The 22,808-nt window shown below is 70.8% G+C and carries 18 protein-coding genes; 8 read left to right on the top strand and 10 right to left on the bottom strand.

The features are described from left to right. The first annotated feature begins 14 nt into the window (after window positions 1–14). Together NQV15_RS17465 and NQV15_RS17460 are read left to right on the top strand one after the other, a co-directional pair. Complete coding sequence (locus NQV15_RS17465) at window positions 15–2,126, top strand: HelD family protein (RefSeq protein WP_232403750.1); 2,112 nt, start codon at window positions 15–17, stop codon at window positions 2,124–2,126. Beyond that, window positions 2,123–3,667, top strand: coding sequence for a metallophosphoesterase family protein (locus NQV15_RS17460; protein ID WP_232403749.1), 1,545 nt, complete (start codon window positions 2,123–2,125; stop codon window positions 3,665–3,667). Before NQV15_RS17465 ends, NQV15_RS17460 begins: the two co-directional genes overlap by 4 nt. Before the next feature lie 11 nt (window positions 3,668–3,678). Here NQV15_RS17460 and NQV15_RS17455 read toward each other — a convergent pair whose 3' ends face one another. Then, a complete protein-coding gene (locus NQV15_RS17455) occupies window positions 3,679–4,890 on the bottom strand; it encodes an ArgE/DapE family deacylase (protein ID WP_232403748.1) in 1,212 nt (403 codons plus the stop codon). 204 nt (window positions 4,891–5,094) lie between these two features. Between NQV15_RS17455 and NQV15_RS17450 the strand changes: the two genes are divergently transcribed. Next, window positions 5,095–6,987 (top strand): anthranilate synthase family protein, encoded by a 1,893-nt coding sequence (locus NQV15_RS17450; RefSeq protein WP_232403747.1) that lies wholly within the window; start codon window positions 5,095–5,097, stop codon window positions 6,985–6,987. Next, window positions 6,987–7,418 (top strand): DUF3293 domain-containing protein, encoded by a 432-nt coding sequence (locus tag NQV15_RS17445; protein WP_232403746.1) that lies wholly within the window; start codon window positions 6,987–6,989, stop codon window positions 7,416–7,418. The genes NQV15_RS17450 and NQV15_RS17445 overlap by 1 nt, the downstream gene beginning before the upstream one ends. Before the next feature lie 12 nt (window positions 7,419–7,430). Here NQV15_RS17445 and NQV15_RS17440 read toward each other — a convergent pair whose 3' ends face one another. The 9 genes from NQV15_RS17440 to tagD all read right to left on the bottom strand — a co-directional run bounded on the left by NQV15_RS17440 (window position 7,431) and on the right by tagD (window position 15,061). Beyond that, window positions 7,431–8,006: a GNAT family N-acetyltransferase gene (locus tag NQV15_RS17440; RefSeq protein WP_232403745.1), complete on the bottom strand. Its 576-nt coding sequence runs from the start codon at window positions 8,004–8,006 to the stop codon at window positions 7,431–7,433. After that, the gene (locus NQV15_RS17435) at window positions 8,003–8,944 is read right to left on the bottom strand and encodes a DMT family transporter (RefSeq protein WP_232403744.1); all 942 of its coding nucleotides are present in this window, start codon (window positions 8,942–8,944) and stop codon (window positions 8,003–8,005) included. Before NQV15_RS17435 ends, NQV15_RS17440 begins: the two co-directional genes overlap by 4 nt. A 74-nt stretch (window positions 8,945–9,018) precedes the next feature. Then, a complete protein-coding gene (locus NQV15_RS17430) occupies window positions 9,019–10,560 on the bottom strand; it encodes a S1C family serine protease (RefSeq protein ID WP_232403743.1) in 1,542 nt (513 codons plus the stop codon). Window positions 10,561–10,629: 69 nt separating this feature from the next. Further along, complete coding sequence (locus NQV15_RS17425; RefSeq protein ID WP_232403742.1) at window positions 10,630–12,030, bottom strand: sensor histidine kinase; 1,401 nt, start codon at window positions 12,028–12,030, stop codon at window positions 10,630–10,632. Further along, a complete protein-coding gene (locus NQV15_RS17420) occupies window positions 12,027–12,719 on the bottom strand; it encodes a response regulator transcription factor (RefSeq protein ID WP_232403741.1) in 693 nt (230 codons plus the stop codon). Before NQV15_RS17420 ends, NQV15_RS17425 begins: the two co-directional genes overlap by 4 nt. Before the next feature lie 52 nt (window positions 12,720–12,771). Continuing rightward, window positions 12,772–13,647: a fructosamine kinase family protein gene (locus NQV15_RS17415; RefSeq protein ID WP_232403740.1), complete on the bottom strand. Its 876-nt coding sequence runs from the start codon at window positions 13,645–13,647 to the stop codon at window positions 12,772–12,774. Between the two features lie 10 nt (window positions 13,648–13,657). Next, window positions 13,658–14,155 (bottom strand): low molecular weight protein-tyrosine-phosphatase, encoded by a 498-nt coding sequence (locus NQV15_RS17410; protein ID WP_232403739.1) that lies wholly within the window; start codon window positions 14,153–14,155, stop codon window positions 13,658–13,660. A gap of 2 nt (window positions 14,156–14,157) precedes the next feature. Further along, the gene (locus NQV15_RS17405; protein ID WP_232403738.1) at window positions 14,158–14,544 is read right to left on the bottom strand and encodes a phage holin family protein; all 387 of its coding nucleotides are present in this window, start codon (window positions 14,542–14,544) and stop codon (window positions 14,158–14,160) included. 34 nt (window positions 14,545–14,578) lie between these two features. After that, window positions 14,579–15,061, bottom strand: a complete 483-nt coding sequence (tagD, locus tag NQV15_RS17400; RefSeq protein ID WP_318532942.1) for a glycerol-3-phosphate cytidylyltransferase — start codon at window positions 15,059–15,061, stop codon at window positions 14,579–14,581. Between the two features lie 75 nt (window positions 15,062–15,136). Here tagD and NQV15_RS17395 point away from each other — a divergent pair, with 75 nt between their 5' ends. The 4 genes from NQV15_RS17395 (at window position 15,137) to NQV15_RS17380 (ending at window position 22,806) form a co-directional block, all read left to right on the top strand. After that, entirely contained in the window at window positions 15,137–17,155 is a 2,019-nt protein-coding gene (locus tag NQV15_RS17395) for a DUF6077 domain-containing protein (protein ID WP_232403737.1), read from the top strand. 100 nt (window positions 17,156–17,255) lie between these two features. After that, window positions 17,256–17,756 carry a hypothetical protein gene (locus NQV15_RS17390; RefSeq protein ID WP_232403735.1) on the top strand — a complete coding sequence of 167 codons (501 nt, stop codon included), beginning with the start codon at window positions 17,256–17,258 and terminating at the stop codon, window positions 17,754–17,756. Further along, on the top strand, window positions 17,753–20,236 hold the full coding sequence (locus tag NQV15_RS17385; RefSeq protein ID WP_232403734.1) for a rhamnan synthesis F family protein: 2,484 nt from the start codon (window positions 17,753–17,755) through the stop codon (window positions 20,234–20,236). Before NQV15_RS17390 ends, NQV15_RS17385 begins: the two co-directional genes overlap by 4 nt. Further along, window positions 20,233–22,806 (top strand): CDP-glycerol glycerophosphotransferase family protein, encoded by a 2,574-nt coding sequence (locus NQV15_RS17380; protein WP_232403733.1) that lies wholly within the window; start codon window positions 20,233–20,235, stop codon window positions 22,804–22,806. Before NQV15_RS17385 ends, NQV15_RS17380 begins: the two co-directional genes overlap by 4 nt. Window positions 22,807–22,808 lie beyond the last annotated feature (2 nt).

Here is a 22,808-nt window from a genome sequence, read left to right as displayed (position 1 = left end):
GGTGAAGGAGTGGGGTGAGCTCACACAACGCGGAACAGCGCGAGATCGAGGCCGAGCAGTCGTACGTCGACACGGTCTACGAGCGACTCGACGCATCCGCCAAGGTTGCGCAGTCCCTGGTGGTCGAGGGAATGGCGCGCGGTCACGTCGGCAATGAAGGCGGTCTCGTCGAGCGTGACGCGATGGTCTACCAGGCGACCAAGCGGCTCTCTGCGCTCAACGCGGCGCACGACGGGCTGGTGTTCGGTCGCCTCAACATGCTGGACGGCGATTCCCGGTACATCGGACGCATCGGCGTCCGTGACGCCGATCGCGAGATCCTGCTGATCGACTGGCGGGCCCCGGCCGCCGCGGTGTTCTACCAGGCAACTGCCCAGGAGCCGGCCGGCGTCGTCCGGCGCCGCGTGCTGCGGTGCGCCAACGACCAGGTCATCGGCGTCGAGGACGATCTGCTGGACGCCGACAACGCGCCCGACGACATGGTGATCGTCGGCGAGGGCGCCCTGCTCGCCAGCCTGACCCGCGCCCGGGACACCTCCATGCACTCGGTCGTGGCCACGATCCAGAAGGAGCAGGACGAGGCCATCCGCGCGCCGGGCCGCGGCGCCACCACGATCGGCGGTGGCCCGGGAACCGGCAAGACGGTCGTCGCGCTGCACCGTGCGGCCTACCTGCTGTACACCGACCGCCGGCGCTTCGAGTCCGGTGGCGTGCTGGTCGTCGGCCCGTCGAACGTCTTCATGAACTACATCGAGCGCGTGCTGCCCAGCCTCGGTGAGACCAGCGTGACGCTCCGCTCGCTCGGTGAGGTCGTGGACGGCATCCGCGCCGGTCGCCACGACGAGCCGGTCGCAGCTGCCGCCAAGGGATCGTCGCGGATGACGGGCTTCCTCAAGCGCGCCGCAGCCGCGCCGCTGGCCGGCTCGCCGACGGAGTTCCGCTACTTCTACAAGGACGACGTCCTGCGCCTGCAGCCCCAGCAGCTGGACAAGATCCGTCGCCAGCTGCTGTCCAACGCCCGGCGCAACCGCGCGTACGCCCAGGTCCCGGCAGTCCTCGTCGACGCGCTGTGGCGTCAGGTGCGCGGCGAGCGGGCGCTGGAGAAGGGCCGCGAGGACTTCGTCGAGATCGTCACGACCGACGACCGCTTCATCGACTTCGTCGAGCAGTGGTGGCCGCCGGTCGAGCCCATCGAGATCTGGCGCACCCTGCCGGACCTGGTCGACGAGCTGTCGAACGGCACGTTCAGCCGCGCCGAGATCGCCGCCCTGAAGGCGTCGTGGGTCGCCGGCGAGCCGAGCATCCAGGACGTCCCGCTGATCGACGAGCTGCGCTACCTCGTGGGCGAGGTCCCCGAGGCCAACGACGACGATGACGACGCACCCAAGCAGCTCATGAGCTTCGAGCGCCGTGAGCGTGAGGACCGCGTAGACCGCAACCGGACGACCCAGAGCATCGAGGACGACGGCTTCGCGCACGTGCTGGTCGACGAGGCGCAGGATCTGTCGCCGATGCAGTGGCGCATGCTGGGCCGCCGCGGGCGGCACGCCAGCTGGACGATCGTCGGCGACGAGGCGCAGTCCTCGTGGCCGCACCCGCTGGAGTCGGCGGCCGCCCGCAAGGACGCCCTCGACGGAAAGCCCGAGCACGCGTTCCGGCTCTCGACCAACTACCGGAACTCCGCGGAGATCTACGATCTCGCCGCCAAGGTCGCCGCGATCGGCGTCCCCGATCCGGACCTGGCCGATGCCGTGCGGCGCACGGGCGAGCAGCCCAAGCAGCTCGTCGTGCCGCCGGCGGACCTCGTGGACACCGCGCGGGCGAGCGCGCTGGAGGTCCTCGACCGGGTCGAGGGAACCGTGGCGATCGTCGCGGCCCGCGCAGCGGTCGACCGCCTCCGGGACGACCTGGCCGATCTGCTGGCCGAGCACCCCGACCGGCTGCGGGTCCTCGACGGCCTGGACACCAAGGGCCTGGAGTTCGACGCCGTCGTCGTGGTCGAGCCGGACGCCATCACCGACGAGTCCAGCGCCGGCTGGCGCACGTTGTACGTCGTGCTGACCCGCGCGACCCAGCTGCTCACCACGGTGGGCACGACCGATCGCTGGAGCAACCGGATCGCATGACCCCTGGCTCACATGCCGTGGCGGCGCGCGCCCTGAAGATCGTCCTGCTGGTCGTCCTGGGCGTGGCCGTCGCGCTGCCGACGGCGTACTCGACGTTCGTGCACAGTGAGCGCTCGATCGTCATCGGCGCGCACGACGCGGTCGTCAAGCCGACCTTCGACGGCTATGCCCGCATCGACTTCGGGACGCTGATCCCGCAGATCCGCCTCCCCGCGGACGCGCCGCTGGGCATCGGCGTCGACATCCGCCTCGGCGACAGCGACATCTCCGAGCTCAACGAGCTCATCGCGCGCGATGCGGTCATCGCCTCCCAGCCGCAGGGCGAGATCGCCGCCGTCCGGTCCTCCTTGGTGTCGATGCTCGCGGACGCGGCGATGCGCGGCGTCGGTGCGGGCGCGCTCGCCGTCGTGGGTGCGATGGTGGGGTGGTGGGCGATCGGCCGGGCACGCCGGCGGGCGATCTGGGTCGCTGCCCGGCACCCGCAGCGGCGTCAGCTCGTCGGCGCCGCGAGCGTCGGTGTCGTGACCGCCGCGGCCCTCGTCCTGGTCGCTGTCCCCGAGCGACCCCAGTCCCGCGACGCGGCCTGGGTGCCGATCGGGTCGGTGTTCCCGCTCCTGCCGGCTGATCCCGTCCTCGACCGGGTCGAGATCGTCCAGGGCGCGTCGACGTCCGGCAGCAAGGCCCTCGTGGAGGGTGCGCTGGAGACCTACCGGACGTCGGTGTCCTTCTACGGGACGCTGGAGGAGACGGCGAGGACCGCTGTGGTCCGCACCCCCGAGGAGGGCGAGACGACCGCGCTGGTCGTGACCGACCGCCACGACAACATCGGCATGGACCCGGTGGCTCGCGCGATCGCCGACCGGGCCGGCGCCAAGCTGCTGATCGACCTGGGCGACGACACGTCCAACGGCGCCAGCTGGGAGTCGTTCAGCATCAACTCGCTGGCGCGCGAGTTCCGCGACTTCGACATCGTCTCGGTCGCCGGCAACCACGACACCGGTGGCACCGTGAGCCGGCAGATGAAGGACAAGGGATTCACCGTCCTGGACGGCAAGCCCGTCACGGTCGCCGGCATCCGGTTCATCGGCAGCAGCGATCCGCGCAGCTCAGGACTGACCGCCGGCTACAGCGGCGATCCGAAGGCGAACTCGGCCGCGATCCGCAAGCAGGACGAGGAGCTCACCGCTGCGACCTGCGAGGCCGGCGACGTCAGCGTCGTCGCGGTGCACAGCCCGTCGTCCGGCAAGCAGGCCGCGGCATCCGGCTGCGCCGACCTGGTGCTGTCGGGCCACCTGCACCGGACGGTCGGCCCCGAGGTGGTGGCCGGTGCGAACGGCCGCACCACCACGACGCTGACGACGGCCTCCACCGGCGGCGCCGTCTACGCCTTCGCCCTGGGCAGCAAGCTGCGCCGGACCGCCCAGGTCACGATCGTCACCTTCGCGGACGGCCGCCCAGTCGGGCTCCAGCCGGTCAGCTTCGAGCCCGGAGGCATCGTCACCGTCGCGGACTACGTCCCCGTCGAGACGTCCCCCCGCTGACCGCCGCCGGGCTAGCGGCAGCGGGCGAGGATCAGCTCGGCGTAGGCGCGGGCGGCTGCGATGACGTCGGCGATGGCGACGTTCTCCCCGAGGGCGTGGGCGTCGGCGATGTCGCCGGGGCCGTACTGGACGGTCGGGATGCCCGCCGCGGCGTACTGTCGCAGGTCCGAGCCGTACGGTGCGCCGATCAGCTGCGGCCGCGGCTGTCCGGCGGCGACCACGGCCGCGGTCGCCTCGTCGCCGAGCGGGTGCCCCTCGGGGAGGCGTCCGGCGGCGAAGTGACCGCCGGGCCAGGTGACGGTCGGCGGGTTCTCGGCCAGCCGGGCATCGGACGCGACGGCGTCCGCGACAGCCTCCTCGAAGGCGGCCTTGGCATCCGCGAACGACTCGCCCGGCATGACGCCGTACCGTCCCTCGGCGATCAGCAGATCGGGCACGGTACTGGCCCACTCGCCGGCCCGCACGATGCCGACGCTGATGGGCCACGGGAGCGGGCCGAACGGGGCAGGCGGCGCCTGGTTGCGGACGTCCTCGAGCCGGCCGAGCGCCCGGTGGACGACCTCGAAGGCGCTGATCGCGCTGTACCCCGTCGTGCGCATCGAGCCGTGGGCGGAGCGTCCGTGCACCTCGATGCGAAATGTCAACGATCCCGCGTTGGCGGCCACGACCTGGCCCGCAGTCGGCTCGGCGATGACGCAGGCGTCCCCGGTGTGCCCGCGCCGCAGCGTCGCGAACGAGCCGATGCCGCCGTCCTCCTCGCCGATCACGGTGTGCACCGCGAACGGCCGGGACAGCTGGACGTCGCTGACGGCCCGGGCCGCGGCGATGATGGCCACGACACCGCCCTTCATGTCGCAGACCCCGCGACCGAACCATCGGCCGTCGACCTCGTGGACGTGCCACGGGTCGGAGCCGGTCCATGCCGCCGGATCGCCCGGCGGCACGACGTCCACGTGTCCGTTGAGGATCAGCGCCGGGGTGCCGGCGGCCGATGTGCCGACCACGCCCCACGCCTCGTCGCGCTCGACCTCCTCACCCGGGTACTCCGGGTCAGCCCGCAGCGCGTCGAGGTCGATCTTCCACTGGTCGACCGTCATGCCGAGGCCGGTCAGGGTCGAGGCGCACCAGCGCTGGACGGCGATCTCGGCATCGGATCCGCCGATGCTCGGGAAGTTGACGAGCTGGGCCAGGTCGCGCCGGACCAGGTCGACATCGATGTCCATGCGCCGAGTCTTGCAGCCGACCTGTCGGTGGGCTCGCGGGCCCTGCGATAGGCTCCTGCCATGACAGCCCGGCCCCTCTCCTGGTGGCGCCACCCGTAACGGTGGCCTGTCGACTCCCTGCCCAGACCGCCTCATGGCCGGCTCTGGGCTTTCGTCGTCCGGGCAGCACCCCTCGCCGGCCGAGGCATTGACCGAAGGAAACAGATGACCTCCCTCGACGAGCTCCTCACCCAGCCGGCGTTCGCGCTGATCCGTGTGCGCGAGTCCGACACCGTGACGCTGGTGGGCGGTCCGCGAACCGACCTGGAGCAGCTCGCCGACATCCCGGTGCAGACCGGCCCCGGACCGGCGTGGGACCACCTGGTGCTGGTGCCGTACGCCCAGGTCCGCGAGCGTGGCTTCGAGGCGCACCAGGACGGGACGCCGCTGTCGGCGATCCAGATCGCGTTCAGCGCCGAGGTCCCGGTCGACGAGCTGCTCGGCCAGCTGCCCGACGTCCCGGTCGACTTCACCGACCGCGGTGGGTTCGAGAGCACCGACGAGGAGTACGCAGGCATCGTCCGGCAGATCATCGACGACGAGATCGGCCAGGGCGAGGGCGCGAACCTGGTGATCGGCCGGCACTACCGCGCGCAGGTCGCCGACTGGGGCCACGACGCCGCCCTGACGGTGTTCCGCCGCCTGCTGGAGCGCGAGCGCGGTGCGTTCTGGACGTTCATGATCTTCACCGGCGACCGCTACCTGATCGGCGCGAGCCCGGAGCGGCACGTCAGCCTCGAGGCCGGCCAGGTGCGGATGAACCCGATCAGCGGGACGTTCCGCATGCGGGGCCTGGAGACGCACGCGGACAAGAAGCGTGAGCTCTTGAAGTTCCTGCAGGACGAGAAGGAGATCTACGAGCTCTTCATGGTCGTCGACGAAGAGCTCAAGATGATGTGCGACATCTGCCACGAGGGTGGTCTGGTGCTCGGCCCGTACCTGAAGCCGATGACGCACCTGGTCCACACCGAGTACCTCCTGGCGGGGCGCACCCACCGGGACGTCCGCGAGGTGCTGCGCGACTCGATGTTCGCGGCGACCGTGACCGGCAGCCCGGTCGAGAACGCGTGCCGGCTGATCAAGCAGTACGAGCACCAGGGCCGCGGCTACTACGCATCCGTCGCCGCTCTCGTGGGCCGCGACGAGGACGGCGCCCAGCGCGCCGATGCACCGATCCTGATCCGCACCGCCGATGTCGACCTGGACGGCAATCTCAAGGTCAGCGCCGGTGCGACGCTCGTCCGTGACTCCGATGCGATGTACGAGACGAAGGAGACCTGGGCCAAGGCCGGCGGCATCCTGAGCGCATTCGGCCTGGTCGACGCGGCGCCCGCCGGGACGGCGAACGAGTCGCACACCTGGGACGCGTTCACGCGCGAGGACGAGGTCATCATCGCGCTCGGCTCGCGCAACCAGCGGCTCAGCCAGTTCTGGCTCACCGACCAGTCCGGTGCGGCACCGGTGCCCACCCTGGTCGGCAAGCGGGTCGTGATCGTCGACGGCGAGGACGACTTCGTCAACATGCTGTCGCACGTGTTCGGCGTCCTGGGCATGACGACCGACATCGTCCGCCACGACTCCACCGAGCTGGCCGACCGGGGCATCGACGCCCTCGCCGGCTACGACCTGGTGGTCATGGGCCCCGGACCCGGGGATCCGCGTGACCAGGACGATCCGAAGATGGCCACGCTGCACCGCGTCGTGGCGGGCCTGCTGGAGGCCCAGCGGCCGTTCCTCGCGGTGTGCCTGGGCCACCAGACGCTGAGCCACCAGATCGGCCTGGACCTGGTGTTCAAGGACATCGTCTTCCAGGGGACGCAGAGCCGACTGACGGTGCTGGACCGGCCGGAGACCGTCGGGTTCTACAACACCTTCGTGGCCCGGGTGCCGGAGTCGGGCCTCCCGGACGGCGTGACGGTCGAGACCGACCCGGCGACCGGCGACATCCATCTGGTCGCGGGGCCGCACTACCGCGGGGTGCAGTTCCACGCCGAGTCGATCCTGACCCAGAACGGCTTCGGCATCCTGCGTGACCTGGTCACGGATCTCGTCGGCTGATGTCCGAGGACTTGCTGCGCGAGTACGAGCGCACCCGGTACGTCGTGCTCGACGACCTGGGGATCGCGCGCGCGGATGTCGGCATCGGTGAGGTCTCCGACGCGATCGACGCGATCCTGGCCGACTACGGCGCGGCGAGCGGTGTGTTCATCACCGGCTGGAACCCGCGCAGCGTGCTCCTCGACCAGGACAGCAACGACGACGCCAACGCCCGGCTGGAGGTCGATCTCGACCAGGCCGGCAGCGTGATCCTGCCGCACATCGGCGTCGGGTACGAGTCGGAATGGGAGCCCGAGCACGGCTTCTTCGCCCTCGACCTGGCCGAGGCCGAGGCGGTCGAGCTGGCGACGGCCTACGGGCAGAACGCCATCGTGATCGTCGAGCGGGGACGGCCCGCCCGCCTCGTCCTCACCCCCGTCATGAACCCCTGAGGTCGGTGCCAGTCAGCTCAGGTCGAGCCGCATCAGCACGCGGGGGAAGCCGTTGAGGACGGAGTCGGTGTCGGCGGCGTGGGTGAAACCGGCCTCCTCGAACAGCTTGCGGGTGCCGACGTACGCCATCGTCAGGTCGACCTTCTCGCCTCGGTTGTCGACGGGATAGCCCTCGATGGCGGGAGCACCGTTCGCGCGGGCGAAGTCGACCGCGCCGCGCAGCAGGTGGTGCGAGATGCCCTGGCGGCGATGCCCTGGCCGGACCCGGATGCACCACACGGACCACACCGCCGAGTCGTCGACGTGCGGGATCTTGCGGTTGCGGGCGAAGCTCGTGTCGGATCGTGGGTGCACTGCGGCCCAGCCGACCACGTCGTCGCCGTCGTAGGCCAGCACGCCGGGCGGCGGGTCCTCGCGGCACAGACGCTCGAACAGGTCACCCCGGGCCGTCCCGACGAGCTCGCGGTTCTCCTTCGAACCGATGCGATAGCTCAGGCACCAGCAGACGTTCGCATCCGGCCGCTTCGGGCCGAGCATCGTGGCGACGTCGCCGAACGACGTCGCGGGCCGCACATCGATCTCGGTCACCGTGCTCCTCCGTCGCCTGCCTGGTTCTCGCCATGGTGGAGCTCTCCGGCGGGGACGGGGGAACGGGAGCGAAGGCGGGTGATGGCCACGCCGACCAGGCACATCGCGCCCCCGACGAAGGCCAGCGCCGCCGGCACCTCGTCCAGCACGGCCCACGAGATCAGGGTCGCCACGGCGGGCACCAGGTAGGTCGTCGAGGCGGCCTGACCGGTGGAGATCCTCTTGAGCGCGTACGACCAGGTGCTGAAGCCGATCGCGGTCGGGAACACACCCAGGTAGACCAGCCAGGCGATGTCGTGGAAGGACGCGCCGGACAGCTCCTCGATCAGGGCGGGGGCGAACGGCAGGCACACCACGACGCCGACCAGGCAGCCCAGCCACACCGACATGACCGGCTCCATGTGCCGCAGGGCGGGTTTCTGCGCCAGCGCGCCGAAGGCGTAGAAGATCGCCGCGGCGACGCACAGCAGGACGCCGGTGGTGCTGGCGGTGTCGACCGACGAGGAGTCCCGGTCGGTGCTCAGCGCGATCAGGGCCACCCCGGCGAAGGCGATGCCCATCCCGATCAGCAGCGGTCTCGGAAAGCCCTCGCGGTACAGGAACCCGGCGACGACGGCGGCGATGGCGGGCCCGATGTTGACGATCAACGCGGTGGTGCCGGCGTCGAGATCGCGCTCAGCGGCGTTCAGCGCCAGGTTGTAGGCGCCGAACCACACGACGCCGTACAGGACGACCAGCAGGAGCGGACGTCCGCTCGGCATCCGGCCGCGGCCCGGCCGGGCGAACGCCGTCAGCACGAGGGCTCCGACCACGAGCCGGCCCAGCGTCAGGGAGCCGGGGGAGTAGGTGTCCCCGACGGCACGGATGCCGACGAACGCCGAGGCCCAGAGCAGCACGGTGACGCCCAGGGCGAGCATCGACAGGTCGCGGGTCCTCACCGTCGTCACGCTAGCGGTGCCCCACGACACAACAGGCCCCGGCATCGCTGCCGGGGCCTGTTGCGGGGGACTTCCTACTCGGCGGTGCCGCCGTCGCTGCCGAGGGTGACCTCGACATCGTTCTTCTTGCCGTCGCGGGTGTAGGTCACGTCGATCTTCTCGCCGGGGCTGTAGCCGCGGACCGCTGCCACCAGCGCCTCGGAGCTGGGGATCAACGTGTCGTTGACCGCCGTGATGACGTCGCCCGGCTTGAGCCCGGCCTTGGCGCCCGCGCCGTCGGGGGTGACCTCCTTGATCTGGGCGCCCGTGCTCGTGATGCCGTCCTCGCCGAGCGCGTTGTCGACGGTGACGCCGATCTGCGCGTGCGCGACCTTCTTGCCGGCGATCAGCTGCTTCGCGACGCTCTTGGCCAGGTCGATCGGGATCGCGAAGCCGAGGCCGATGGAACCGGCCTCGCCGGACGACGTCGTGGCCGACTTGATCGCCGAGTTGATCGCGATGACGCGGCCCTTGAGATCGACCAGCGGACCGCCGGAGTTGCCCGGGTTGATCGCCGCGTCGGTCTGCACCGCGGGGAACGTCGTGCGGGTCTGCTCCTGGCCACTGGCATTGCTGGAGGAGACCGGTCGGTTGAGGGCCGAGATGATGCCCTGCGTCACGGTGCTCTCGAGGCCGAACGGTGAACCGATCGCGATGACCTCCTGGCCGACCCGCAGATCGGCCGACGAGCCCAGGGTCGCCGGGCTCAGGCCGGACTGGCCCTCGGCCTTGATGACCGCGAGATCGGTCTTCGGGTCGGTGCCGACGATCGCGGCCTTGGCATTGCTGCCGTCGCTGAAGGCGACCGTGATGGTCCCGCCGTCACCGGCCACCTCGACCACGTGGTTGTTGGTCAGGATCTCGCCGTCCTGGCTGAGGATGACGCCGGTGCCGGAGCCGGACTCCTGTCCGCCCCGGACGTTGATCTGCACGACCGATGGCAGGACCTTCGCCGCGACCTGCTCGACCGTGCCGGCCGGCAGGCTGGCCTGCGTCGCGTCGTCGTCGCTGCCGTCGAGCGAGCTGACGACGCCGCTGCTGGAGCTGTCGTCGTTCTGCTGGTCGAAGGCCCACGCGCCGCCGTAGCCGGCACCCGCGGCGAGCACCAGGAAGGCGAGGCCGGCGGCGGCCATGCGGCCGCGGCCGGGGCGCGCAGGCGTGGATCCGCCGGTGGCGGGGCCGTCGCCGGAGCCACCGCCGTAGCCGGGGGACGTCGCGAAGGCCACGGTCGGCTCTTCCTGGCGGTACGGGTCGTCCATGGGGGCCTGCTGCTCGGCCGTGCCCGGGTAGCGGTGGGTGTAGTCCTCGGCAGGCGGTGTGGTCTCCTGCTGGGCCGGGACCTCGACGGTCGGCTCGCCCGCCGCGGGATCCGCGGCACCAGATGCTGACGAGGCCGGGGCCGCGGGAGGGGCCGGGGGCGGCGGCGGTGCGTCCGCGACCGGGGCCTGGGACGCTGTCGGGGCGTCGCCTTCGTGCGGCTGGACGACGGTGTCGTCGGTGTCGTCGGTGTCCTTGCGCTCACGATCCGTCGGCGGAGTGTACGGATTGGCGGCGAACGGATCGTTCGAATCGGTCATGGACATAGATTGTCGCTCATCACTGAGACATGTCTGAGAGTGACGTGTGAGCGCTCAAAGAACAGGGTGTCAGACCGACTGGACGGGAGCCTCGGGCAGCACCAGCCGGAAGGTCGTTCCGGCGCCCGGCGGCGACTCCACCTCGACCGTGCCGCCGTGCCGCTCGGCGGCGCGCTTGACGATCGACAGCCCGAGTCCGGACCCGGGCAGCGTCCTGGCCTCGCTCGAGCGGTAGAACCGGTCGAAGATGTACGGCAGGTCCTCCGGCGTGATGCCGGCGCCGTCGTCGGAGACCGTGAGCACGCCGTCACGCAGCCGCACCCTGATCTCGCCCTGGGGTGGGCTCCACTTGGCGGCGTTGTCCAGCAGGTTGGTCACGGCACGCTCGAGCAGCTGGGGCTCGCCCATGACCATCCACGGGGACAGGTCGACGTCGATCCGGACGTCCTGCGCCCGCAGGCGGACACGGTCGACGGCCTGCCGCACGACATCGGCGAAGTCCAGCGGCTCGGGGTCGCGGTGCATCGGCTCGTCGCGCGCGAGCTCCACGAGATCGCCGACCAGGGTCGTGAGCTCCTCGAGCTGGGCCCGGACGTCGTCCATGATCTCGTGGCGCTGTTCCTCGCTGAGGTGTCGCTCGGCGTTGTCGGCGGCCTGGCCGATCAGCTCGATGTTGGTGCGCAGGCTGGTCAGCGGCGTGCGCAGCTCGTGTCCGGCGTCGGCGACCAGCTGGCGCTGCCGCTCCTGGGACGCGTCCAGCGCCAGCAGCATCGCGTTGAACGAGGTCGTCAGTCGCGCCAGCTCGTCGCGCCCGGTGACGTCGATGGGGGTCAGCTCGCTGGTGCGGGCGACGCGTTCGGTCGCCTCGGTCAGCCGCCGCACCGGTCGCAGGCCGTTGGTCGCGACGGCCCATCCGGCCAGGCCGGCCAGCGCGACACCGGCGGTGCTGGCCAGCAGGAGGATGATCTTGAGCCGCTCGAGGGCGTCGCGGTTGGACTCCATCGACTGCACGATCACGAGTGCGCGTCCGGCCCCTGCGGGAACCGCGACGACCCGGTGGGGGATGCCCTGGATCGTCACGGTGCGGGCGGAGTGGTCACGCTGGCCCGTGGACACCTCGAGCTCTCGGTAGCCCTTGAGCTTGGCGTACTCCGTGCTGGCGTTGTCGGCACTGGCGAAGAGCTGACCGGACTCCACGACGAACGGCTGGATGCCGATGTAGGCCAGCGCCGTGGCCGACTGGCTGCTCAGCAGCGACTCGCCCAGGCCCTTGCTGGCGGCCGCATTGGCGCGGCGGATCATCGAGTCGTCCATCGAGCTCTCGAACTCTGCCCGGACGGTCACGAAGACCACGCCGCTGACCACGCTGAGGGTGACCGCGACGGCCGCGGTGGTGAGCACCGCGACGCGCAGGGCCAAGGACATCCGGCCGGTGAGCTTCTGCAGGACGCGGTGACCGTGCTGGATCACGGAGGTGTCTCGCGCAGGACGTACCCGACGCCACGGACGGTGTGCAGCAGTCGCGGCTCGCCCTCGGCCTCGAGCTTGCGGCGCACGTAGCCGACGTAGACCTCCAGCGAGTTGGCGGTGGTCGGGAAGTCGAATCCCCACACCTCCTCCAGGATGAACGAACGCTCCAGGACGCGCTTGGGACGGCGCATGAACAGCTCGAGCAGGGCGAACTCGGTGCGCGTCAACGACAGCGACCGGTTGCCGCGGGTGACCTCACGGGTCACCGGGTCGAGCGACAGATCGGCGAAGACCAGCGGCGCCTCGTCGGGCTCCACCTCGGCCGCGCGGCTCGACCGGCGCAGCAGGGAGCGGACCCGGGCCAGCAGCTCCTCCAGTGCGAACGGCTTGGTCAGGTAGTCATCGGCGCCCGCGTCCAGCCCATCGACCCGGTCGGAGACCGCGTCACGGGCGGTCAGCACCAGGATCGGGACGTCGTTGCCGGCTCCCCGCAGCGCGCGGGTGGCCTCGAGGCCGTCGAGCCGCGGCATCATGACGTCCATGATGATCGCGTCGGGGTTGATCTGGGGTGCACGCGCCAACGCCTCGACGCCGTCGGAGGCGAGCTCGACGGTGTAACCGTTGAACTCCAGTGACCGGCGCAGGGAGTCGCGCACAGCACGGTCATCGTCGACGACAAGGATGCGCATGACTGCCAGTCTGCCCCGGATGTCTGAGGAAGCGCTGAAAGACCCGAAGATCTCAGGACGTGTGACCCGACAGCAGCTGCTTGGCCGCGGCCGTCGCACGGGCGCCGTAGGTGCCGCCGAACAGCACCGCGTGGACCAGCAACGGGTGCAGCTGGTGCAGCGGCAGGCGGTCGCGCCAGCCCTCCGCGAGGGGGGCGGCCTCCTCGTAGGACTCCAGGATGCGCTGCAGGTGCGGTGCACCGAACAGCGACAGCATCGCCAGGTCGGTCTCGCGGTGGCCGCCGTGCGCGGCGGGGTCGATGATCCACACGTCGCCGTCGGCGCCCCACACGATGTTGCCCGACCACAGGTCGCCGTGGATGCGTGCCGGTGGCTCGGCCGGGCCGGCCAGGTCGTGGATGCGCCGCATCACGGCCTCGATCGTGGAGGCCTCGTCCGGGGTCAGCGACCCACGGTCCACGGCGGCGCGCACGTACGGCATGACCCGGCGCGATGCGAAGAACTCCGGCCAGGTGGGCAGGGGCCGGTTGGGAAGTGGGGCGCGGCCGATGTAGCCGTCCAGCGGGGCGCCGAACGACGGGGCGCCTGCGCGGTGGGTCGCGGCCAGGTCGCGACCGAACCGCTCGGCCATCTCGGGCGTCGGCTTGGAGGGCTCGATCCAGTCCAGGACGAGGCAGTCGTCGGCGACCGCCAGCACGGTGGGCACCTTGGCGCCGCCGGCCTCGCCGAGCCAGTGCAGGCCCTCGGCCTCGCGCTGGAAGAACCCGTCCGGCGCCTGGGGCCGGGTCTTGATGATCGCGCCGCGGCCGTCGGTCAGGCGCAGGCGGGTCGCGGTGCAGATGTCGCCACCGGCCACGGGGGTCGTCGAGACCACGCCGATGCCCAGGAGGGTCTCCGCCCGAGCAGCGGTTCCTGCCATGCGTGCCATGTGGATGACGTTACCGTCTGGCCGAGTCCATCATTTCGGGCAGTAGGGACACGAGGCGGTCGGTGGTGCGCTCGATCATGGCCAGGACGTCGCGGAAACCATCGCTTCCCCCGTACCAGGGATCGGGCACCTCGTCGTCGTCGCCGGACGCCTCGGGGTCGAACTCGCGGAACATCCGCACCTGCGACATCTGCGGGACCGTGGGGGCCAGCGCGAGCATGTCGGCGCGGTTGGTGTGGTCCATCGCGAGCAGAAGGTCGTTCTCGGCGTACCAGTCGATCGTGAAGGTCCGGGCCCGGTGCCGGGACGGGTCGTAACCGGCATCTCGCAGCACCGCGGCGGCGCGACGGTCCATGCCGTCGCCGGCGTGCCAGCCGCCGGTGCCGGACGAGGCCACCTGGACCCGGTCGTCCAGGCCGGCGCGCACCAGCCGGTCCTCCAGGACGACATGGGCCATGGGTGAGCGGCAGATGTTGCCCAGGCAGACGAGCGCGACGCGGTACGACATCGTCAGCGGTTGGTGCCGACGACCGCGTTGACGACGGTCTGGCTGATGGAGATCACGATCGAGGCGACCACGGCCCACCAGAACCCGTCGACGTGGAAGAGCACGTCGAACGAGTCGGCGATCTTCTCGGTCAGCAGGAGCAGCAGGGCGTTGATCACCAGGAGCGCCAGACCCAGCGTCACGATGATGAACGGCAGCGACAAAAGCTTGATGATCGGACCGACGATGCTGCTGACGAGGGTGAAGATCAGCGCCACGACCAGGACCGTCACGATGCGCGCGAGGGTCGACTCGTCCGCTCCGCTGATGTTCATGTGGCTGCCGAGCAGCCAGGCCGCCACGCACAGGGCCACGGCACTGACGAACCAGGTCGATATGAAGCGCTCCATGAGCGCATTCTTGCACCCTGACGGTGTCCGGCGGCTAGGACAGATCCTGGTAGTGCGACAGCAGCCGTCCCATGACGCCCAAGGCCTCCTGCATCTCGGCGAGGTGCTGGGGGTCGAGGGCACGCAGCATCTGCTTGATGTTGGTGCTGGAGACGCCCTCGGTGCGGGGAAGGTAGAGGACCTGGCACAGCTCGCGGAGGTCGTCGAACCGTCCCGTCCAGTCGTCACCCATGACGAACAGGTCGACGTCGTGCTCCCGGATGTCGTGCACCTTCTGGTCCCAGGAGCTCTCCGGGATCACCAGGTCGACGCCCTTGATCGATCCGACGATCTCGGCGCGGTCCTCGTAGGAGACCACGGAGGTCTTGCCCTTGCTCGCGTTGAACTCGTCGGTCGAGACCCCGACGACGAGCCGGTCACCCAGATCGGCGAGCCGCTGGATCAGCCGCAGGTGCCCGATGTGGAACAGGTCGAATGTGCCGTAGGTCAGCACGGTCGTGCCGGCCGCATCATGCATGGCGCCCACGGTACCGCCCGCGGGCTTCGGCGTGGTCCGTGGCGCACGGGCCGCAGCCCGTTATCGTTCGGCGCAATGAGCACCCGGCCTCCGGTCCGCGACCGGCCCGCCTGGCCCGGCTTCCTGGACGGAGCGGGCGACGGGCTGGTGCTGGCCTTCGCCGCGTGGACGGTCTTCTACGAGCTCGCACTGGCGTTCCAGTTCTCGATGGGATGGGCCGGATGGCCGTGGATCGTGCTCGCGGCCTGCCTCGCGACCGCTGCCGGGGCGCACGCGATGCGGGCAACGGCGGTCGTCGCCGACAGCCCACAGCAGACCGCACCGCCCCGTGCGCGGCCCGGGCTGCCCGGGCAGGCGGTGCAGGCGGTGCTGGTGGCTGCCGTGATCGTCCTGGTGCTGCGCCGCGGCCAGGGCAGCGTCTGGCCGATCGCCGCGACGGCGATCGTCCTGCTGCTGGTCCAGCTGCTGCCGCTGGTGTGGCGCGCAGGCGCGTCACCGGCGCCAGATGCCACCCCCGCGCAGCAGGTGAGTCAGGTGACTCACCTGCTGGCCCTCGCCGCCAGTGCTGGATTCGGACTGCTCGGGCTGTTCCTGCTGCGACCCGACGCGGACGACGTCTTCTACGTCAACCGGGCGGCCTGGGTGGCCGAGCACGGCACGGCGGCCACCAACGACACGATGTTCAGCGCCAACACGCTGCCACCCGCTCTCGACGGCGGTGTGATGACGCCGTCGGTGGAGGCCCTGCAGGGCGTCCTCGCCCACGCGCTCGGCATCCAGGCCGCAACGCTGTGCTACCTGCTCGCCGTGCCGGTGCTGGGAGCGATGGCCGGGTGGACGACGTGGCGGCTCGTGCGGGCCTGGGCCCCGCGCCGCCCGGCGCTGGTCATGACGGCATCGATGCTCTTCCTGCTCGCCAGTGCCGCCAGCATCGTCGGCAACTACTCGCTGGGCCGGATCTGGCAGGGCAAGGTGACCGCCTACGCCATCGTGATCCCGCTCGTGTGGATGTTCCTCAGCCGTACGATCGAGCGGGCCCGTCGCGCGGACCTGGTCATGCTGGGTGCCGCAGGCGTGGCATTCGTGGGCCTGACGACCACCTCGGCACTGGTGTCCCCGCTGATCGCCGGCTCCGCCCTGGTGGCGGCCGCGCTGCTCCGGTCGCGCTCGCTCGCGCTCGGCGCCGCCGTGTTCCTGGCTGCTCCGCTGGCCAACGGGCTGGTCCAGACGTTCGGGCCGGCGCAGATCGGCGGCGGGGAGGGCAGCGTGATCCCCCCGGAGGGGATCTTCGCGCTGGCCTTCGGCTCTGCTGCGGCCATGGCCGCGCTGGGCCTGGTCGCCCTGTTGCTGGCCGGCTGGCTGGCGCCCGGATCCACCGGTGTCCTGCTGTCCTGCGGCGCGCTGGCCACCATGGTGGCCCTCCTGCCCGGGGTGGCCGACCTGGCGGACGCTGCGACGGGAGCGGGTGCGGTCGCGTGGCGGCTGGCGATCACGATGCCGACGTGGGTGCTGGTCGGTCTCCTGGTGTCGCTGCCAGTGCCGCGGCTGCGTTCCGAGCACTCCCGCCTGCGGACCCCGGCTTGGCTGGTCGGTGCAGGCGCAGCCGCGAGCGTGGCGGTCATCGCGGTGGTGCTGGTCGTTCCCCTGGCCGCCGGGACGTGGCTGTGGAAGGGCGCCGGGGCAGCGCTGACGGACCGGCCCACCTGGAAGGTCGATCAAGGGGCGCTGGCCGATGTCCGGGCCGCGCAGAAGCTGCAGGTGCCGCCGGGGCGCTGGCTCCTGCCCCCGGCCCAGATGGAGATCCTGGCGATCTCCACCAGCGCGCCGTACCCCGTCGTCCCGCGGAGCGCCTACCTGCCGAACCTCGACGTCCCGGAGCAGGACCGCGCCGACCGCGAGCTCCTGCTCCGGTTCACGAAGGGGGCGCGGGTCCCCGCTCGCGCGGTCAGGGACGCTCTCGACCGCCTCGACGTCACCCTGGCCTGCGTCCCCGCCTCCGATGCCGGGGCCCGCAAGATCTTGGTCCGTGCCGTCCGCGCGCAGCCGCAGCGGGTCGCGGACATGTACTGCCACATCGGACGACCGGGTACCTGAGTTCGGCGCCGCCCCGATCGCGGGCCTCGCTGTACGATGGGGCCGGCCGGATGACCCGAGCGCGGACCCGGAGAGTCAACCTAGAGGGGCATGTCCTGAGATGTCGACCGACGGGGAGTCGCAGATCATCAAGCTCCAGGAGCAGCTTGCCCTGTGCCAGCGCGAGCTCGCGCAGGTCCGGCGCCAGCAGGAGGACGCGGCCGAGGCCGGCTCGGCGGACGCGCGAGCAGCCGAGAGCCTGCGCCAGATCTCGACGCGACTCGCCAAGCACCTCGACCGCGCCGAGTCCGTCGCCGGGCCTCGCGGCTGGGTGAAGCGGCGTCTGCTCTCCACGCTGCCCAGGCCCCAGGAGGACGCCGACCTCGCGGTCCTGCGGTCGTCGAAGCTCATGAACGGCCCCTGGTACCTGCGGCGCTACCCCGAGGTCGTCTCGTCCGGGCTCAGTCCCGCGCTGCACTACCTGCGCAAGGGGGCGAGCGAGGACAAGGACCCCGGGCCGGCGTTCAGCACCGCCAGGTACCGCGCGCAGCACCCCGATCTGCCGGCAGGGATGAACCCCGTGGTGCACTTCCACGCGAACCATCCCGGTACGGCGTCGTGACGGCGCGTCCGGCCGATCGACACATCTCCCTCGACGAGCTGCTGCGGCTGCCGGCCGAGCAACGGCTCCGCCGGGAGATGGAGCTGGTGGCCGATCTCGTCGACCTGCCGTACTACGCCACCACGGTCCCCGGCGTGCTCGACCAGGGGCTCGATCCCGTCGAGCACTTCTGCCGCGAGGGCTGGCTGGACCTGCGCAAGCCCAACGAGGACTTCGACGTGTGGTGGTACTGGGTCACGCACCTCGACCCGGCCGAGGCGAGCGTCAACCCGCTCGTGCACTACGCCCTGGTCGGTCGCGATCAGGGGCTGTCCACGCGACCGGCGACCACCGAGGCCCGTCCCGGCCACCGCCTGCCATCTGACCGCCCCGTGCGGCGGGCCTGTCTGGTCGCGGGCTTCGACGCCGACGGCGTGATCGATCCGACCGTCATCGACCTGATCACCGAGCTCGGCCGCCACGGCGACGTGTTCTACCTGTTCGACGGCTACCTGCCCGCATCCGAGCTGGCCAAGCTGGACGGCGTCGCCGCAGGGGCGTGGGCGATTCGTCACGGCGCCTACGACTTCGGCTCGTACTCGATGCTGGCCGGGCAGCTCGTGGGCTGGGACCGGCTGGCGGAGTACGACGAGGTCGTGCTCGCCAACGACAGCTGCTTCCTCCTGCGCCCGCTGGACGAGGTGTTCGCCACGATGGACGCCCGCGCGTGCGACTGGTGGGGCCTGCAGGCGACCAAGGGCATGGTCGACGTGGCGGAGCGTCCCGGGAGCCGGATCGACCAGCCGGTCCCGATGGAGCACGTGCGGTCCGAGCTGCTGGAGGAGTTCGAGCGGGATCCGGTCTACACGTTCCACGTGGGGTCGTACTTCCTGGCGTTCCGCCGGCCCGTGCTCGACAGCCCCGACTTCCGCCGACTCATCGACTCGGTCGTCCCGCAGCAGGGCAAACGGCTGGTCGTCCTGAAGTACGAGGTCGGGCTGACCCACCTGCTGATCGGCCGGGGCTTCGCCCTCGACACCTACATGGACATGCTCTACCCGTTCCATCCCCTGTTCTCGCAGTGGTACTTCACGATGCTCGAGCACGGATTTCCCCTGCTCAAGCGGTTCCTGATCTACCGGAACCACTACGACGTCCCGGGCCTGGCGCACTGGAAGGAACGGGTGCTGGCGGTCGTGCCGACCGCGCCGGTCGACCGGTTCGAGCAGACGCTGGTGCGGACCGCCCCCGACGACGAGCTGCGACGCAGCCTGGCCATCACGGCCGACGCCGACGGGACGGTCACGGTCCCCGAGGTCGTCCAGGGGTCGGAGTACCGGCGCCGGGACCGCCGCACGAGCAAGCGCCCGGACTGGTGGGTCTTCGCCGTCGATCGCAGGACGCACCGCCTGCCCGCCAACAGCCGAGCGATCTTCGAGGCGGTCAAGGACGATCCCGAGGTCACCAAGATCATCCTGACCCGCTCCCGCCGGGTCGAGCTCGACGGCGCGAACGTCGTCGTGGAGCCGCTGCTCTCCCCGGCCGGACGCGAGAGGCTGCTCCAGGCCGGGACGGTGCTCGTCGCGGCGAGCCCGCGGCAGAGCCTGTCGGCCCAGGTCAGCGCGGAGCACCAGAGGATCGTGATCGTGCGCGACGGCCTGCAGCTGGAGAGGACCGGCCGTGCGGCGCGGCCGCCCGTCGTGCCGAAGGGGCCGTCCTCGGTGGACGAGGTCGCACCGGTGATCCACGCCCTGCCGCCGTCGACGGTCTCGGGGCTCCTCGCGGCCTCGGACGTCGACCAGCTGGCCGCGCTGGCCACCCACTGGCCGGCGGCCTACGAGAACGTGTGGCGCACGGGTATCCCCGCGCACGACTTCCTCATGGGCGAGGAGGACGCGCTGCCGGCCGATCTCCGGGCGCAGCTGGCGTCCGTGCGCCAGGAGACGGGCGGCAGGCGCCTGCTGCTGTTCTCGCCGGTGCGGCGCATGAGCGGGACCGACCTGGCTCCGTACGAGTTCTCCGCCGCCGAGATCGGCGCGCTGACGGGCTGGTGCGAGCGCAACGACTTCGTGCTCGGCCTGCGCGAGAGCGAGGTCGACCTCGAGCGCTCCTACTCGGCGCAGCTCGCCGGTCACGCCCTCGACCTGTCCCACCGGCGCTATCCGTCGCTGCACGCCGTCCTCAGGGCGTCCGACGCGATGCTGACCGACCACTCCGGGACGGCGCTCGACGTGGCCTGCGCGGGTCGGCCGGTCGTGGGCTTCGTCCACGACATGGAGCTCGCGCGCGACCGCGTGCTGTACGACCTGGACCACTTCTTCCCGGGGCCGGTGTGCCGCGACTTCGACGCGCTCGAGGCGTCGTTCGACGTGTTCGCGGGTGCTCCCTCCGTCCCGCACGCCGATCGCGTGCGTCAGATGCTGGTCGACCACACCGACGGCCGCAACACCCAGCGTGTGCTGGCCAGGCTGCGGACGCGCTCGGAGGTGGAGGGGGCATGAGCATGACGCTGGAGGAGTTCCGCGCCGCGTGGCGCGACTTCGCGCACCGCTGGGACGAGGCGCGTGCGACGGACGACGAGTCGGCTCGTGCCCTGGTCGAGGAGGTCCTCGACGCCGGGCTCGCGGTCGTCCATGACGCGCCCCCCGAGGTGCCGGACGAGGTCCTGGCCGCGTGCGAGCGGGCCGTCATCGAGGCCAGCGGCGTGTTCGACGCGGAGGCCTACCGCGCGGCGCACCCCGATCTCGGCAAGGTGACGTCGGGGGAGCTCACCCCGCTCGAGCAGTTCTGCGAGAACGGCTGGCAGTGGCTGCGCAACCCCCGCCCGGACTTCGACGTGGACTGGTACTGGCACGAGTACCTCGACCCGCTGGCGCAGGACGTCAACCCGCTGGTGCACCACCTGCTGGTCGGCCGCCAGGCCGGCCTCCCGACGCGCGGGGTCCGCCGGCCGCCGCGCCCCGGTGCCCCCACGGCGGATGCGTCGACCCGGCGCATCTGCCTGTTCGCCGGCTACGACCCCGACGGGGTCGTCGACCAGTACGTGCTGGACTACCTGCGAGAGCTCAGCCGGCACGCGGACGTGTACTACCTGTGCGACGGGCGGCTGTCCGACACCGAGCTGGCGAAGCTGTCCGGCGTCACGGCGGGCGCCTGGGCCGTGGCCCACGGCCAGTACGACTTCGGCTCGTACTCGATGCTCGCGCACGAGCTGGTCGGCTGGGAGCTCATCGACTCGTACGACGAGCTGCTCTTCGCGAACGACAGCTCCTTCCTGCTGCGACCGCTGGACGAGGTGTTCGACCAGATGGCGTCCGTTCCCGCGGACTGGTGGGGACTGCAGGCGACGAAGCGTCCGTTCCGCCGCGAGAACGGCAATCTGGAGCCGATCGGTCTGGACGAGGCGCTGCAGCACCACGCGCCCGCCGAGGACTGGTTCATGTTCGACCGCCTCCACATCAGCTCGTACTTCCTGCTGTTCCGCAAACGGGTCATGGACGACGCCGGCTTCCGTGAGCGGCTGGACGCCGTGCGCCGTCAGCCCCACAAGAGTCTGGTCATCGCCAAGTACGAGATCGGGATCAGCAACTACCTGATCACCCAGGGCTACGGGTTCGCGACCTACGTGGACGGCCTCTATCCGTTCCACCCGCTGTACTCGGCCGACTACTTCCACCTGCTCGAGCAGGGGTTCCCGCTGCTCAAGCGCAACTTCGTCGGCGCCAACACGCAGCGGGTTCCCGACATGCATCGCTGGAAGGAACGCATCCTCGAGCACGTTCCTGATGCCCCGGTGGACGTCTTCGAGGCCAATGTCCTGCGGGTCGTTCCCGACGACAGCCTGGCCAGCAGCTTCCGGGTCAGGACCCGCGAGGACGGCACGATCGACGATCCGCGGTTGCTGGGCCCGAAGGCCTTCCGGAAGGCCGACCGCCGGACGCCGACGTTCGACCACTGGTGGTCGTTCCCGGTCTGCACCTACAGCCACACCTTCGCCGACAACCAGCGAGCGGTCTTCGAGGAGGTGCGCGCCGACCCGTCGATCAAGAAGATCGTTCTCACCCGGTCCAGACGGGTCGACGTGGATGGTGAGAACGTCGTCGTCGTCCCCCTCAAGAGCCCCGAGGGTCAGTACCACCTCCTGCGGTCCGGCCAGGTCTTCGTCAAGCACGGGCCCATCGTGGGCCTCGACCGCCGGGTCGACCCGGCGACGCACAATGTCATCAACCTGTGGCACGGCATCCCGCTCAAGCGCTTCGGATGGGCCTCGGCGACTATCAACGACCGCAACCGCAAGAGCATGCTCGGCAACCACGGCGCCGCCCGTGCCGTCATCTCCTCCAGCCGGATGGACACGCTGGCGATGTCGGCGGCCTTCTTCCCGATGTCCTACCCGGACGTGTGGCCGACCGGCCTGCCGCGCAACGACTTCATCGTGCGTGACGAAGACCGGCTCCCGGCCGATCTGCGCGCGACCCTGGACCGGTTGCGCGAGGAGGTCGCCGGTCGACGGCTCGTGATGTTCCTGCCGACGTTCCGCGACGGCCAGGGGGACTCGCAGTACGCCTTCAGCCGGTCCGAGCTGAGGTGGATCTCGGAGTGGGCGGAGCGCCACGACGCCGTGCTGGGCGTGCGCGAGCACATGGCCGACACGGCGCGGACCTATTCCAGCGCCCTGCTGCCGCTCGGTGCGATCGACCTGTCCTCGCGCCGGTTCCCCGACCTGGAGATCCTGTACCGGGCGGCCGATGCGCTGATCAGCGACTACTCGAGCTGTCTGGTCGACTTCATGCTGACCGGCAAGCCGGTCATGAGCTTCGCGTACGACTACGAGCGGTACAGCAACGACGAGCGGGGCCTGTTCCACGAGCTCGAACGGGTTCTCCCGGGCCCGGTGTGCCGCACGTTCGACCAGCTCGCGTCCGCGCTCGAGACCGTCTTCGACAGCCCGACGCCCGAGCAGGTCCAGGACTACGAGTGGAAGCGCCGGTTCTTCTTCGACCACATCGACGACCAGGCGTCGTGGCGGGTCGTGCAGCGGGTCAAGGAGCTCTACGTCGACGGAGCCTGAGC

It is taken from the genome of Aeromicrobium wangtongii, from assembly GCF_024584515.1.
Taxonomy (GTDB): Bacteria; Actinomycetota; Actinomycetes; order Propionibacteriales; family Nocardioidaceae; genus Aeromicrobium; species Aeromicrobium wangtongii.
The sequence above is the reverse complement of the archived record's forward strand: the minus strand, read 5'-3'. Positions and strand labels throughout refer to the sequence as shown.